Origin of the sequence: Bacillus mobilis (assembly GCF_001884045.1) — a bacterium.
GTDB classification, from domain to species: Bacteria; Bacillota; Bacilli; order Bacillales; family Bacillaceae_G; genus Bacillus_A; species Bacillus_A mobilis.
Genome location: NZ_MACF01000072.1, coordinates 46,270 through 59,672 on the forward strand (window position 1 = coordinate 46,270; position 13,403 = coordinate 59,672).

17 protein-coding genes are annotated in these 13,403 nt (G+C 36.6%); 1 reads left to right on the forward strand and 16 read right to left on the reverse strand.

Features of this window, described 5'->3' with window-relative positions; all coding sequences use genetic code 11:
* Positions 1-22: 22 nt before the first annotated feature.
* From BAQ44_RS13465 to BAQ44_RS13495, 7 genes are read right to left on the reverse strand one after another with little or no spacing between them, the layout of a single operon-like run.
* The gene (locus BAQ44_RS13465) at positions 23-1,003 is read right to left on the reverse strand and encodes a biotin--[acetyl-CoA-carboxylase] ligase (protein ID WP_001192030.1); all 981 of its coding nucleotides are present in this window, start codon (positions 1,001-1,003) and stop codon (positions 23-25) included.
* Positions 988-2,181 carry a CCA tRNA nucleotidyltransferase gene (locus BAQ44_RS13470; RefSeq protein ID WP_063262240.1) on the reverse strand — a complete coding sequence of 398 codons (1,194 nt, stop codon included), beginning with the start codon at positions 2,179-2,181 and terminating at the stop codon, positions 988-990. Before BAQ44_RS13470 ends, BAQ44_RS13465 begins: the two co-directional genes overlap by 16 nt.
* Positions 2,168-3,313 carry an N-acetyl-alpha-D-glucosaminyl L-malate synthase BshA gene (gene bshA / locus BAQ44_RS13475; RefSeq protein ID WP_061677790.1) on the reverse strand — a complete coding sequence of 382 codons (1,146 nt, stop codon included), beginning with the start codon at positions 3,311-3,313 and terminating at the stop codon, positions 2,168-2,170. Before bshA ends, BAQ44_RS13470 begins: the two co-directional genes overlap by 14 nt.
* Positions 3,310-4,014, reverse strand: a complete 705-nt coding sequence (gene bshB1 / locus BAQ44_RS13480) for a bacillithiol biosynthesis deacetylase BshB1 (protein ID WP_061677791.1) — start codon at positions 4,012-4,014, stop codon at positions 3,310-3,312. The genes bshA and bshB1 overlap by 4 nt, the downstream gene beginning before the upstream one ends.
* A gap of 11 nt (positions 4,015-4,025) precedes the next feature.
* Positions 4,026-4,421, reverse strand: a complete 396-nt coding sequence (locus BAQ44_RS13485) for a methylglyoxal synthase (protein ID WP_000684763.1) — start codon at positions 4,419-4,421, stop codon at positions 4,026-4,028.
* Positions 4,422-4,435: 14 nt separating this feature from the next.
* Complete coding sequence (gene dapB / locus BAQ44_RS13490) at positions 4,436-5,236, reverse strand: dihydrodipicolinate reductase (RefSeq protein ID WP_061677792.1); 801 nt, start codon at positions 5,234-5,236, stop codon at positions 4,436-4,438.
* The gene (locus BAQ44_RS13495; RefSeq protein WP_002108639.1) at positions 5,236-5,577 is read right to left on the reverse strand and encodes a nucleotide pyrophosphohydrolase; all 342 of its coding nucleotides are present in this window, start codon (positions 5,575-5,577) and stop codon (positions 5,236-5,238) included. The genes dapB and BAQ44_RS13495 overlap by 1 nt, the downstream gene beginning before the upstream one ends.
* Positions 5,578-5,930: 353 nt before the next feature.
* Here BAQ44_RS13495 and BAQ44_RS13500 point away from each other — a divergent pair, with 353 nt between their 5' ends.
* Positions 5,931-6,812 carry a YitT family protein gene (locus BAQ44_RS13500; RefSeq protein WP_061677793.1) on the forward strand — a complete coding sequence of 294 codons (882 nt, stop codon included), beginning with the start codon at positions 5,931-5,933 and terminating at the stop codon, positions 6,810-6,812.
* A 28-nt stretch (positions 6,813-6,840) separates the two neighbouring features.
* Here BAQ44_RS13500 and BAQ44_RS13505 read toward each other — a convergent pair whose 3' ends face one another.
* From BAQ44_RS13505 to BAQ44_RS13545, 9 genes are all read right to left on the reverse strand, one after another.
* A complete protein-coding gene (locus BAQ44_RS13505; RefSeq protein ID WP_071721967.1) occupies positions 6,841-7,482 on the reverse strand; it encodes a uracil-DNA glycosylase in 642 nt (213 codons plus the stop codon).
* A gap of 98 nt (positions 7,483-7,580) precedes the next feature.
* Positions 7,581-8,264: a zinc metallopeptidase gene (locus BAQ44_RS13510; protein ID WP_073517780.1), complete on the reverse strand. Its 684-nt coding sequence runs from the start codon at positions 8,262-8,264 to the stop codon at positions 7,581-7,583.
* 101 nt (positions 8,265-8,365) lie between these two features.
* On the reverse strand, positions 8,366-9,154 hold the full coding sequence (gene ypjB, locus BAQ44_RS13515) for a sporulation protein YpjB (RefSeq protein ID WP_061677795.1): 789 nt from the start codon (positions 9,152-9,154) through the stop codon (positions 8,366-8,368).
* 107 nt (positions 9,155-9,261) lie between these two features.
* Positions 9,262-9,948, reverse strand: coding sequence for a lipoprotein intramolecular transacylase Lit (gene lit / locus BAQ44_RS13520; RefSeq protein WP_071721968.1), 687 nt, complete (start codon positions 9,946-9,948; stop codon positions 9,262-9,264).
* Positions 9,949-9,973: 25 nt separating this feature from the next.
* Positions 9,974-10,564 (reverse strand): lipoprotein heptaprenylglyceryl N-acetyltransferase LhaT, encoded by a 591-nt coding sequence (gene lhaT, locus BAQ44_RS13525; protein WP_116758367.1) that lies wholly within the window; start codon positions 10,562-10,564, stop codon positions 9,974-9,976.
* A 121-nt stretch (positions 10,565-10,685) separates the two neighbouring features.
* Positions 10,686-11,453: a menaquinol-cytochrome c reductase cytochrome b/c subunit gene (qcrC, locus tag BAQ44_RS13530; RefSeq protein ID WP_071721969.1), complete on the reverse strand. Its 768-nt coding sequence runs from the start codon at positions 11,451-11,453 to the stop codon at positions 10,686-10,688.
* Positions 11,454-11,496: 43 nt separating this feature from the next.
* On the reverse strand, positions 11,497-12,171 hold the full coding sequence (gene qcrB / locus BAQ44_RS13535) for a menaquinol-cytochrome c reductase cytochrome b subunit (RefSeq protein WP_000932700.1): 675 nt from the start codon (positions 12,169-12,171) through the stop codon (positions 11,497-11,499).
* Positions 12,172-12,684, reverse strand: a complete 513-nt coding sequence (gene qcrA / locus BAQ44_RS13540) for a menaquinol-cytochrome c reductase iron-sulfur subunit (protein ID WP_001290420.1) — start codon at positions 12,682-12,684, stop codon at positions 12,172-12,174.
* Positions 12,685-12,827: 143 nt separating this feature from the next.
* Positions 12,828-13,283, reverse strand: a complete 456-nt coding sequence (locus tag BAQ44_RS13545) for a YpiF family protein (RefSeq protein ID WP_061677797.1) — start codon at positions 13,281-13,283, stop codon at positions 12,828-12,830.
* Positions 13,284-13,403 lie beyond the last annotated feature (120 nt).

The following is a 13,403-nucleotide window of genomic DNA, read 5'->3' on the forward strand; positions in this document are numbered from 1 at the left end:
AAGTTCCAAAAAGGAACTTCTTTTACTTAATTTCGATATCCGCAGAATGAATGTGATGTACTTTCCCTTCATGATCCTCCAGAAGCAATACACCATCCTCTGTAATTCCTTTTGCCACCCCTATAATTGTCTCTCTCATCGTTCGAGCGGTAATTTCTTTCCCGATGCTAACAGCGTAACTTTCCCAAAGAATTTTAATAACAGAGAAACCATTTTGTAAATACTCTTCATATAATTTTTCTAGTTGTAAAAAGATTTGCTGCATAAGCTCTGCACGAACAATTGGCTTACCGGACTCAATCGCTAAAGAAGTAGCAATATGCTGAATTTCCTCATCAAAATGTTCTTGCTTTTGATTCGCATTAATACCAATACCCATAATGACAGCATTAATTTTATCAGGATCCGCCTGCATTTCTGTTAATATACCTACAGCCTTTTTACCTTGAATTAAAATATCATTTGGCCATTTTATTCCTACGTTTACACCCGTGCACTTTTCAATTGCTTGTGCAACGCTAACAGCCGCTAACAAAGTAAGTTGTGGTGCATGATGAACCGGGATTGATGGACGTAAAATAATACTCATCCAAATTCCTGTTCCTTTTGGTGAATACCATTTCCTACTTAAACGACCTCTGCCCGATGTTTGTTCTTCTGCCACAACAATGGTTCCTTCTTCTGCACCTTCATAAGCAAGTTTTGCTGCAATGTGCTGTGTAGATTCAACAGATTCTTCAAAATATACCGTTCTACCAATATGTTTCGTTTGTAACCCTAACTGAATTTCATTAGCAGTTACTTTGTCTGGCTTACCCGCAATGCGATAACCTAATCGACGCACAGCCTCAAGTTCATATCCCTCATTCCGAAGGTCCTCCATATGTTTCCACACAGCGGTTCTTGAACAACCAAGTTTATCACTAATCGTTTGGCCAGATACAAACGCGCCATCCGCTTCCGAAAAAACTTGCAATAACTGCTTTCTTATAGTAGATTGCATTCTTGCAGCCACTCCCTTATACACTCTTTCTCATTAACTACGTTTCCTTGTACGATTGCTTCCTCAATTTTTTGAATCATTTCAGCAACCCATGGACCAGGCTTTTTATTTGCCCAGTTTAATAAATCATTCCCAGTCACATTCATTTCTTGGCGACTCTTGATTGGCAATGCTTCAAACAACGTTTGTACTCGTTTAACAGATGTATGATCATAGCTTTCAATCATCGCTTCATATACTCTTTCGGCCATTTCAGCGATATGAAGTCCCGTTTTATAAAGAAGGACTGTATCCCAATCCTTCTCCTTTCTCGTACGAATTGTTAATAAAACTGCGACGATATCTTTTATTTTTTTATTCGAAAACTTCCATTGACGTAAAAAGACAGATGGATGCTCTTCTCCGATACAATATAAGAAGAATGCCCATGCCTCAATGTCCGTTTCAAAAGAATCCCAGTTATACTGCGTAGCTTTTAATAATCTCTCTTCTGACATTTGTAAATATGGCAGATGAGAAAATAGCTTCGTTTCTACTAATTCTTGCAAGCCCTTCACGCAATATGTACCAGTTAACAGTTTCTCAAATTCCACTGTAATTCGCTCAATTGCAATATGTTCCAGTAAATGTCCATATGTTTCAATTGCTTGTTTCGTTTTCATTTCTAAAGAAAAACCTAACGTACTTACGAAACGAATACCACGCATCATTCGCAGGGCATCTTCTTGAAAACGATCCGCAGCATTGCCGACTGTCACAATTTCTCTCTTTTGAATCGCTTCCTGTCCAGCAAATAAATCAACCATTTCGCCTTCTTCTGTCATCGCAATTGCATTCATTGTGAAATCACGACGTTTTAGATCCTCTTCTAATGAACGAACAAATTGAACACTACTAGGTCTTCGAAAATCTTCATATTCGCTCTCTGTTCGAAAAGTGGTTACCTCATAAGGTTCACCATTTTCTACCACAATTACAGTTCCATGCTCAAGACCAACAGGAACATGTCTTGGAAATATAGCCATCACTTCTTCTGGTAAAGCAGATGTCGCAATATCAATATCTCCAATCGGCCTATCGATCATAAGATCTCGTACGCTTCCACCGACAAAGTAGGCCTCATGTCCTTGTTGCTTTAAAGTCTCAATAATAGAACTAGCTTTTTTAAATCTTTTCATTTTTGTCATCCCTTAGTACATCATAGTAAATCGTTTCATATTGTGAGACGATTTTTTCAGAGCGGAACTGCTCGTAAACACTTGCTCTTGCTCGCTCTCCCATATTACGGTGAAGTTCTTCATCCTTTAATAGCTGAATGGCTTGAGTTGCCACTCCTGCTGGATTGCCAACTTCACATAAATATCCTGTTTCACCATGTTGAATGACTTCTGGAATACCTCCAACCCTTGTTCCGATACAAGGTACACCACACGCCATCGCTTCTAATAAAACAAGACCAAAACTTTCCTTCTCTGATAGAAGCAGCATTAAATCACTCATCGCAAGTAGCTCTGCAACATTATCTTGCTTCCCTAAGAATAAGACGCGATCTTCAATATGTAGATTTTTCACTAATTGTAAAATCGTGCAAAATTCTGGTCCATCTCCTACGAGAAGCAACTTCGCATCTACTTCTGTAACAATTTTAGCAAATGCCTGAACAACATCTTGCACACGTTTCACTTTACGGAAATTTGAAATGTGAATGAGTATCTTTTCACTCTCACTTATACCGTATTCTTTCTTTAATTGAGACATATCACGCTTGAAATATACACGTTCGTCTATAAAGTTATACACCGTTTGAATATCTTTATTTGGTTTTACTAGCTCATGTGTTTCGCTAATTAATGAATGCGAGACAGCCGTCACAACATCAGATTGCTCAATACCAAAACGAATTAAATTATTTAGCGAAGGGTCGGAACCTAACACAGTAATATCTGTTCCATGCAAGGTTGTAACAATTTTAATACGCTCTCCAATCATTTGTTTTGCTAAATAAGCACAAATTGCATGTGGTATTGCGTAATGCACATGTAAAATGTCTAAGTTTTCTCGTTGTGCAACTTCTGCCATTTTACTAGCTAACGCTAAATCGTATGGTGGATATTGAAATACAGAGTATTGATTTACCGTCACTTCATGAAAATAAATGTTTGGATACACTTTGTTTAACCGGAATGGTAAACCCGATGTAATAAAATGAATTTCATGCCCGCGTTCCGCTAATTGCTTTCCTAATTCTGTTCCAACAACTCCAGAACCACCTACAGAAGGATAACATGTAATACCTATTTTTAATTTCATTTACATCCCCCTATTAAATCAGCATGTAATAAAACCGGTTTCTTACTCATAAATCCCTCGGCATATAAAACTCCAACTTCTTTTCCAAACATTTTCTCACGAGCAACCACAGTTTCAACATAACCTTCTGTTAACGGCGTTTTCACACCATCGCTCCCTGTTGAAAACTGACTTTCATATGCTTCTAATGCCTCCACTTTTATAGAAAGGTACTCACTTATATCTATACAAAAATTCGGTTTATGAAAACCATTAATCATATAATGATAAAAAGACTCTACACGATGTGGTGGAACCTCTGGCATATATTTACGAATTCCCGCTGAAAAAATAGCTTCTTCCACAATTTTTGCACAATTCGCATGATCTGGATGACGATCTTCATAATACGGTGCAAAAACTAGTTTTGGTTTATATGTACGAATCACCTTTACAATTTCACGTATATACTCTTCTTTCATATACAAACCACGGTCTGGCATCGCTAAATTCAGTCTCGTTTTTACTCCCATTATACGAGCTGCCGCCTTTGCTTCTTCTTTTCTCAACTCTATCGTTCCATTAGAAGAAAGATCAGCTTCTGTTAAATCACAAATACCTACTTCATACCCTTGTTTCGTATATTTAGCAATGGTACCAGCCATGCCGATTTCAACATCATCGGCATGAGCACCAAACGCTAATATATGTAATCCACTCATAATTGTTCCCCTCATTTTCTTAACTTGCGGTAATCTAAATCTCCTCGCTCTAATGCGTGCATTAACATTTCAGCACTTGCCATATTCGTTGCAAGTGGAATCGCATATACATCACATAGACGAAGCAATGCATTTACATCTGGTTCATGCGGCTGAGCAGTTAGTGGATCCCGGAAAAAAATCACCATATCCATATCATTTTTTGCAATCATTGCACCAATTTCTTGATCGCCACCAAGAGGACCCGATTGAAATCTTGTTACAACTAAACCGGTCGCTTCCATAATACGAAGCCCTGTCGTTCCTGTTGCAAATAATTCATGTTGTTCAAAAATTGGTTTATATGCGTATGCAAACGAAACCATGTCATTTTTCTTTTTGTCATGTGCGATTAAGGCAATTTTCATCCGTTGTCTCCCCTTTAGTCGATAATATTTTCTAAACCGTACACAAGATGATCTAGATTCATTACTGTATCAATTGATAGTTTTACACCCGACATAAATGATTCACGATTGAATGAATCATGACGAACCGTTAACATTTGTCCATTTCCACCAAACATTACTTCTTGATGTGCAATAAGTCCTGGTAAACGTACACTATGAATGTGAATGCCGTCTACATTTGCACCACGAGCTCCTTCTAGTTGCTCTACTTCATTTGGATGACCTTGCTGCTTTGATTCACGGTTTTGACGAATTAATTCTACTGTTTTTACCGCTGTACCAGATGGTGCATCTAACTTTTGATCATGATGCAATTCAATTACTTCAACATCTTGGAAATACTTCGCTGCCATTTGTGAGAATTTCATCATAAGAACTGCACCAATTGCAAAGTTTGGAGCGATAATTGTTCCTACTTCTTTTTCTTTCGCATTCTCTGTTAATTGCTTTAGTTCTTCTTCTGTAAATCCAGTTGTACCAATAACAGAACGAAGTCCACGCTCAACTGCAAGTGTAACGTGTTGTTTCCCAACTTCTGGCGTTGTTAAATCTAATAACACATCAGCTTCTACTTCCTCTAAACAAGTATGTAAATCTGCGTAAATAGGTGCATCTAGCGCTGGCATGCCTGGTAAATCAGAGATTTTCTCTCCGCCATGCTTATAATCCACTGCTGCTACTAAATTAAAATGTTCCGTTCTTTCCATAAGAAGGACTGCTTCATGTCCCATACGTCCCCTTGGTCCAGCGATAATTACTTTAATTTCTTTCATTATTCTTTCTCTCCCTCATCAATACGTGTCCAGCGATCTTTATCGCGAGTATTAAATTTATTCATTACAATGTTATGTGCTGTTTCTAAATCAATATTTAAACTATTTGCCATACAAATCATAACAAATAATACATCTCCAAGCTCTTCTTCAATACTACGTTCTTTTTCAGTTGTTTTCTTCGGTTTCTCACCATAATAATGATTAACCTCTCTTGCAAGCTCCCCCATTTCTTCCGTTAAACGAGCCATCATTGCAAGTGGACTGAAATAACCTTCTTTAAACTGACCAATATATGCATCTACTTCTTTCTGCATATCCTTCATCGTTTTCGCTTCCATACAATTCACCTCTAATCCTTCCTCTTTCATGTTAGCCAATTCATCGCGATTTGACAAATATTATTCCCTGTTAAACACCTATTTGCGACCCTTTTTTGGATAGACTATAATGAAGTGAAACTTTCTTTTGCGGTTTTTGCAAAAGATTAGCCCGAACCAATCGGTTTCCTACGGCTGGTTCACCCTGCTTCAGAGCTTTATCTCCTACCAGCCGTTGGAACGGGGGAAAGTGAAACTTCTTTTGCATTTTTTTATAGCCTGCACTATTTTTACTAACAACTAGAAATTACTTATCATTATGTTTTACCGTATCAGCGGAGCAATGCAATCTACATAATTAGGGGGATTTCTATATGACATCGAATTTGAAGATTCGAAATATCATTTTTATTTTAATCGGTTCCGCTATTTTTTCTTTCGGTATTGTGAATATCAATATTGAAAATCACCTAGCAGAAGGTGGATTTACCGGCATTACACTATTATTGTATTTTCTATTTAAGTTTGATCCTTCTTACTCAAACTTAATTTTAAATATCCCTATATTTTTCATCGGTTGGAAGTTACTCGGAAGAACAACATTTATCTATACACTAATCGGCACCTTTAGCGTATCTTTATTTCTATGGATTTTTCAACGTTACGACGTTCTCAACTTACATTTAAACTTACAAAATGATATGACACTCGCGGCTTTATTCGCCGGGGCATTTATCGGTATCGGTCTTGGAATAATATTTAAATACGGCGGGACTACCGGCGGTGTAGATATTATCGCGAGACTCGCTCATAAATACGTTGGCTGGAGTATGGGGAAAACGATGTTTATGTTTGATGCTATCGTCATTATCGTCTCGATTCTTACCTATTTATCATACCGCGAAGGCATGTATACGTTAGTTGCTGTTTTTATCGGGGCGAAAGTCATTGATTTTATGCAAGAAGGAGCCTATGCGGCAAAAGGAGCAACTATTATCTCAGATAAAAATGATGAAATTGCTGCCAAAATTTTATCTGATATGGAACGCGGAGCTACTTTTTTAAAAGCTGTTGGATCGTATACAAAGGTGGAACGGAACGTATTATATTGCGTTGTTGCTAAAAATGAAATCGTGAAATTAAAAAATATTATTACTTCTGTTGATCCTCATGCCTTTGTTGCTGTAAGCGATGTACATGATGTAGTTGGTGAAGGTTTTACATTAGATGAAAATAAAAATCCGTTACATACATAAATGCAACTAGAAAAGCTAGAGAGCTTTTCTAGTTTTTTATTACATATTTTTTAAGTTTCTCTAGATCCTCATAAATAAGCTCCAATAAACTCCGATTATAAAAAATGGAAGCAGGATGAAAAGTCGGGAAAATACGATATTCTTTCTCTGACCATGTAAACTCTGCACTTTGCATATCCTTTAATTTTTGAATAGGCTGTTTTAATAATTGCCCGTGCACATCTGTGATTTTTGTATTTTTTCCTGTTAAACGTTGAAGGCCGATATTTCCAAGCGTAACGATAAGCTTCGGGTTTATGTTCTCTAATTCATAATCTAACAAAGGTGCATGGGCAAGTATTTCTCCTTGATTTGGCGTTCTATTATACTTTTTCTGTATGATTTCACCATTTCGTTCTTTTTTCTCTCGCCACTTATAAGGTCTACTCCGAACAGCGCTCGTAATATATACTTCCTCCCTTGTAACGTGAATCCGTTCTAAAAACTCCATTAACTGTTTTCCCGCTCTCCCGCTAAATGGAATCCCATTATGAATTTCTGTTTCACCAGGCGCTTCTCCTAGCAACATAAATTTTGGATTTTCAGGACCTTGTCCACTTAAAAAGCCTTCTAGCTGATAAGAAGCACTACGTTCTTTCACTTGTTTTACTAAATGGCTTGGATATTTCATTCCCCCACCGCCTTTCTGCATTACTTCTATTATTTCTATTTACAATCCATTATATAATTCAATCCACAAAACAAAAAAAGACTATCAAATGATAGTCTTTAGTCGTCGCTACGCTGCATACCAGTATACATTAATACGAGACGTAATAATTCAAATACCGCTACAGCTGCAGCTGCTACATATGTTAATGCTGCCGCATTTAATACTTTACGAGCTTGGCCATATTCATCTGTTGATACGATACCTAACGCTTCAATTTGTTGCATTGCACGCTTTGATGCATCAAACTCAACTGGTAATGTAACGAGTTGGAACACAACACCTGCTGCCATTAAAATAATTCCTAATAACAATAGTTTTGACATTGTCGCAAATATACCAATCATAATAAATACCCATGATATATTCGATCCAAAATTCGCCACAGGCACTAACGAATGACGAATACGCATAAAGTTATAATCTTTTGCATCTTGAATTGCGTGTCCTACTTCGTGTGCTGCAACTGCTGTACCAGCAACTGAATGACCGTAATAGTTATCTGTTGATAATCGAACTGTTTTGGCAGTTGGATCATAATGGTCTGATAAATGACCTGGTGTTTCTTCTACAGCTACGTTGTATAATCCATTTTCATCTAAAATTTTTCGAGCCACTTCCGCTCCTGTCATACCTGATGTTGAATAAACTTGTGAATACTTGCTATAAGCACTACGTACTCTTGACTGTGCATACAACGGTATGATCATTATGATCGCGAAGTAAATTAAATAAAACATCATGAACCTCCATTGAAGTTTTAATTATAGTACTTCTCATTCTATTTTCTTCTGCCATCATTGTCAATGAATAAACCTTACAATCCGTATCTTTATTTATTGTATTATCTATTTTTAGAGTGTACATTACTTTTTCTTTTTTCTCTCTCTCCTTTATACTTTCTCCACCCAACATAAGTTAATGTGAATAAAATAAGACCTCCAGTAATTGTCATAAACCAAATGAGCGAGGGTGCAATTTCATCTTTTTTTACTGTGTGAAATATTTTTTGCAAATCCCCTTTAATGATTCCTAATTGCATTTGCCCACCTTTCGTTTTTAACATAACGTTACGAAATTCATCCAAATAAGATAAATGAGCATTTACACGCTGCACTTCGTTTTCTGGCAAAGCAATCATTAAGCTTGGATAAATAATATTAAACTCATGTAAAAATGTGTTTAACGTTTGTTGAAACTGTCCCGTGTCTTCTTTTTTCATCGCTTTTTCCATTTGTGAAAAGGCACCCATTACTTTTGTTTCTCTTTCCATCCAAAGTGGTTGATATTTCGACACTTGCGCATCAACAGCGAGCTGCAGGGCTAACACATTATCAATTTTAACTTGTTTACTTAAATCTGTTTCCGCGAGAGATTGTTTCGCCCTGTCGTAAGCTAAAGAAATAACTCTAACTTGATCTGGTGTTACTTCTTGCTTCTTTTCATTTCCCTTTATGACAAACTGCTCCGAGAAACGTTGTAATACTTGTACTGCTTTTTCATCTTCATTACGCTTCACTAATTGTAATGAGTCGTCTAACAACCCTGTTAGTTCACTCCACTCTTCAGCATATATACGTAACGGAAACATTATAATTAGAAATGCTATCAATCCAATTAATGTTCTCTTCATCACGGTCCCCCCTATAACTACTAGTACAAAATATGTTAATTTGGACAAGAATAGAACAGAACTGAACCGAAAAATATATTATCGTTTTACAAACAAAAAAATTCTCTTTAAGCAGAGAATTTTTCCTTTGAAACCCTTTTCTTTTTTACGAAATATCTATACAAGCTATAACAAAGTATGCTGCCACATAAAATAAATAATAAAATAGCACACGCTGCATGCATAAAGAATTCTTCTGGTAGCATTAATATAATCGGATCCGTTTCAATATCAAACATCCAATAATCATTACTGAATAAAAGCTTATGGAATAACACAAAACTTTTTTCAAAATTAATAGCAATCGGTAACATCAGCGCAATCGGAAAGATAATTGTTAAAATCGATCCGTGCAGTAAAAACTTTTCACTTTTCTTTTTTAGTAAATAAATCCCGCCTATTATAGCAATCATAATTGTCGCATACATCACATATTGAATCTTTACTAAAATATTTTTAACATCTACAAAATGAATACGGCCATTTGTAGACATATCTAATGTTGGAAACTGCAATGCACCATCATAAAACGGCGATAAATAGGTGATAAGCACATCATAATTTCTTTTAATATCATCCTTCGTCATATCCGCTAAATCTGGAATGTTTAAAAAATCAATTTCAAAATAATACAGCCATTTTCCGTATACAACCGCCGTTGTCGCGAGTGCAAATATAGAAAATGCTATGCTGTATGAAACAGCTATCGTAACCAATCGATCCCATATTTTTGTACCACTCTTATTTTTCTTCATTTTCTCCCCCTACGTATTCTAACTATCATAAAGAAAACTGTTTTCGGTTCTCACGCAAGCAAGAATAATATGTAATACATAGTGTAGCGATGCTTAGCCAGAACGTAAAATAACCAATTTCTTCTACAAACAAATGCATAATTCCATATCTCGGCATTTGCCAAAATAAATAATCAATTGCATCATTATGTAATGTCCATATAGCTGCTACCGCAAAATGCCATTTTTTTATACGGTAAAACGGTGCATATAACAATCCTTGTACTGCCATCGCAAAATGCGAAAGCATTAACATATACCCCATAACACCAATAGGACCTTTTACATAGATCATAATTGCATTTACAACAACAGCCCATATACCATATTTTATTAAAGTAACAATCGCTAGCGCCTCTATTAATCCCCAATTTCTCTTTATTAAAAAAGCAAATAAAACAAAGACAAAAAAGAGACTCGCCATCGGGCTATCAGGTACAAACGGCCAAAATATAGGTGAAGTTTCTTTTAATTGATTTCCATACCATATAAATCCGTATATTGTACCTAATATGTTAACAACTAATAAAAATAATAATACGGAGCGTTGTCTTAACATTGCATACAAGTAAACCAAGCTGTATGTCCAACACCTTTCAAACAAAGTCATTCTTTCCTCAAACTCTACTCTATTATATAGTAAACTTTCTTTCATCAAAATAAAAAGCTGACTACAATTTTTTGTAGTCAGCTTTTTATTATTTTTTATTATACTTTGCAACGAATTCCGAAAGTTTCTTCAGTTCCTCATCTGTACCTTTAAATACACCTTTAGGCATTGAACCTTTTCCCTCTTTTGCAATTTTAGCAATTTCTTCTGGCTTTAAAGTTAAGTTTTGCAGTGCAGGCGCTGCTGCCCCGCCCTGTAAATTGTCACCGTGACACGTTAAACAAGTATTTTTTTGCATTAATTTATAGCCGTCATCATTTTTATCAACTGGTGCTGTTTTTACAATTGCTCCTTGTTTTTTTGCAGCTTCCCAGTCGTGGTGTGCTACAGATTCCCAAGTTAAAAAGATAATCGATGCAATTGCTAAAAGCATAAATCCAGTTGCTACAGGACGCTTTAACGGGCGTCTTTCTGGTCCTCGATCTAGAAATGGAGCTAACAGTAATGCGCCAAACGCAATCCCTGGCATAATAAACGCTCCAATTACAGTGAATGAACCAGAAGCATAAGAATACTTTAATAACTGATACAAGAATAAGAAATACCAATCTGGAAGTGGTATATATCCGGCATCAGTTGGATCCGCCATTCTCTCAAGTGGTGACGGATGCGCCACTGTTAAACATAAATAACCGATTAAAAAAACTGCACCAACCATCCATTCTTTTAACAAGAAGTTCGGCCAAAATGCTTCTGTTTTTCCTGGGTATTCAGAATAGTCTTTTGGAATATTTGATTTCCGAGCTACTGGTACCCGAGAATCTCCTACAAACTTCATCCCTTTGCCGCGATGCATAATCTCCCTCCTTTAGTTCTTTCCCCTTTTATTTAGCAATCTCTTATAGCGGACCGGAAATACCTTGTTTGCGAATCATGATGAAGTGGAAGGCCATTAAACCTAGAAGTGCTGCTGGTAAGAAGAAGACGTGAATAGCAAAGAAGCGAGTTAATGTTTGAGCGCCAACAATTTCGGAATGACCAGCGAGTAATGTTTTAATATAAGGACCAATGAGCGGCGTTTGCTCTGCAATTTGAATCCCTACTTTCGTAGCAAATAATGCTTTCATATCCCACGGTAATAAATATCCGGTAAAACCAAGACCTAACATAACAAAGAAAATAAGAACACCAACAATCCAGTTTAGCTCACGAGGCTTTTTATACGCACCCTGGAAGAAAACTCTAAGTGTATGTAAAAACATCATTACAATGACGAGACTAGCACCCCAGTGGTGCATACCACGAACAATTTGCCCGTATGCAACTTCATTTTGTAAATAATAAACCGATTCCCAAGCATTTTTAATATCAGGCACATAATACATCGTCAAAAACATTCCAGATAAAATTTGAATTACAGTAACGAAAAAGGTCAGTCCTCCAAAGCAATAAACGAATGCAGAAAAGTGATGTGCTGGGTTTACATGTTCAGGTACTTCATGATCAGCAATATCACGCCATATTGGTGTAATATCTAACCTTTCATCTACCCAATCATAAATTTTATTTAGCATCTACTTTGCACCCCCTCTTGGCTTCGCTTTTCCTAAATACAGCGTTCCATCTTTCACTTTAGACTCGTATACATCAAGTGGAGCAAGGGGCGGCGTGCCTTTAATGTTCATCCCGTCTTTTGTGTAACGGCCCCCGTGGCATGGACAAAAGAATTGATTCGGATGTGCTTTGTCCGAATTCCAGTTCACTGTACATCCTAAATGTTTACATACCGGAGAGAACGCAACAATGTCTCCGCTTTCATCTTTATGAACCCAAGCTGATTTTGGCTCTTCGGACTTGTACCAACCATCAACCTGCTTCACCTTAAAGTCGAAACGTTTCGGCTCTGTTGTAATATCCTTTACTTGTGCAACAGCAACCATATCCGTTCCCGCTTCTTTTCTTAACACCGGATCAAGCGCAAATCGCGTCATCGGCATTAAAATACCCGCTGCCATAAAGCCTCCTACCCCTGTAAGGGTGTAATTTAAAAACTGTCTTCTTGATACACGATGTTCTTTCTCGCTCACGAAAATTTCCCCCCTCTATCAGAAATTGTCCCCTCGTGATAAATTATATAAAAAATAAAAACTAGGACACTATCATGATATAATACGCTCATGCACAGGTCAATATCATACTACTCATAATAATAAGAACTTTCTGTTTATTATTACTTTCCCCATTTTTCTTCTAACATCACCATTATATTTTTTATATGCGCATGAATAACTTCTCTTTTCGCTTGATCACTAAATTGTTCTAACGCTAATGAAGGAAACCAAAACAAATCTCCCTGCAACTCTTGCATATCTTCTTTCCATGAAAAATCACTTGTAACATAAGCAATATGTTTAAAACCTTGCTCTTGTAAATGATTTGTCCATTCTTGCAAACGACCTTTTTCGTTTTTTTGACTTTCTACTAAATACGTAAATGCAGGTAGTAACAGCACTCTTCCTTTATATTCTCTTTCCAGCTCCATACTCAACAATTCGATAAATTCACCTTGTTCTACTACCATTTTCATTTCTTTCGCTGCCGAAATTGATAAAAGTGGTATAACACCTGTATCTACATACTCTCTTGCTTGCTCAAACTGTTCCACATCTTTTACAATCCATTTCAAATTTCTTCCCTCCTCTCACCTACAAATGACAGAACTTTCACTTTATATATATTAAACCATACTAAAAGAGGTAAAAAAAGAAAAACTACCTATATTAAGGTAGTTTTTCTTAAAAAGTCT

Bases quoted from the DNA above. Each gene is read 5' to 3' on its own strand.
- BAQ44_RS13465 (WP_001192030.1), bottom strand. From the start codon at position 1,003: ATGCAATCTACTATAAGAAAGCAGTTATTGCAAGTTTTTTCGGAAGCG.
- BAQ44_RS13470 (WP_063262240.1), bottom strand. From the start codon at position 2,181: ATGAAAAGATTTAAAAAAGCTAGTTCTATTATTGAGACTTTAAAGCAA.
- bshA (WP_061677790.1), bottom strand. From the start codon at position 3,313: ATGAAATTAAAAATAGGTATTACATGTTATCCTTCTGTAGGTGGTTCT.
- bshB1 (WP_061677791.1), bottom strand. From the start codon at position 4,014: ATGAGTGGATTACATATATTAGCGTTTGGTGCTCATGCCGATGATGTT.
- BAQ44_RS13485 (WP_000684763.1), bottom strand. From the start codon at position 4,421: ATGAAAATTGCCTTAATCGCACATGACAAAAAGAAAAATGACATGGTT.
- dapB (WP_061677792.1), bottom strand. From the start codon at position 5,236: ATGAAAGAAATTAAAGTAATTATCGCTGGACCAAGGGGACGTATGGGA.
- BAQ44_RS13495 (WP_002108639.1), bottom strand. From the start codon at position 5,577: ATGGAAGCGAAAACGATGAAGGATATGCAGAAAGAAGTAGATGCATAT.
- BAQ44_RS13500 (WP_061677793.1), top strand. From the start codon at position 5,931: ATGACATCGAATTTGAAGATTCGAAATATCATTTTTATTTTAATCGGT.
- BAQ44_RS13505 (WP_071721967.1), bottom strand. From the start codon at position 7,482: ATGAAATATCCAAGCCATTTAGTAAAACAAGTGAAAGAACGTAGTGCT.
- BAQ44_RS13510 (WP_073517780.1), bottom strand. From the start codon at position 8,264: ATGATGTTTTATTTAATTTACTTCGCGATCATAATGATCATACCGTTG.
- ypjB (WP_061677795.1), bottom strand. From the start codon at position 9,154: ATGAAGAGAACATTAATTGGATTGATAGCATTTCTAATTATAATGTTT.
- lit (WP_071721968.1), bottom strand. From the start codon at position 9,948: ATGAAGAAAAATAAGAGTGGTACAAAAATATGGGATCGATTGGTTACG.
- qcrC (WP_071721969.1), bottom strand. From the start codon at position 11,453: ATGCATCGCGGCAAAGGGATGAAGTTTGTAGGAGATTCTCGGGTACCA.
- qcrB (WP_000932700.1), bottom strand. From the start codon at position 12,171: ATGCTAAATAAAATTTATGATTGGGTAGATGAAAGGTTAGATATTACA.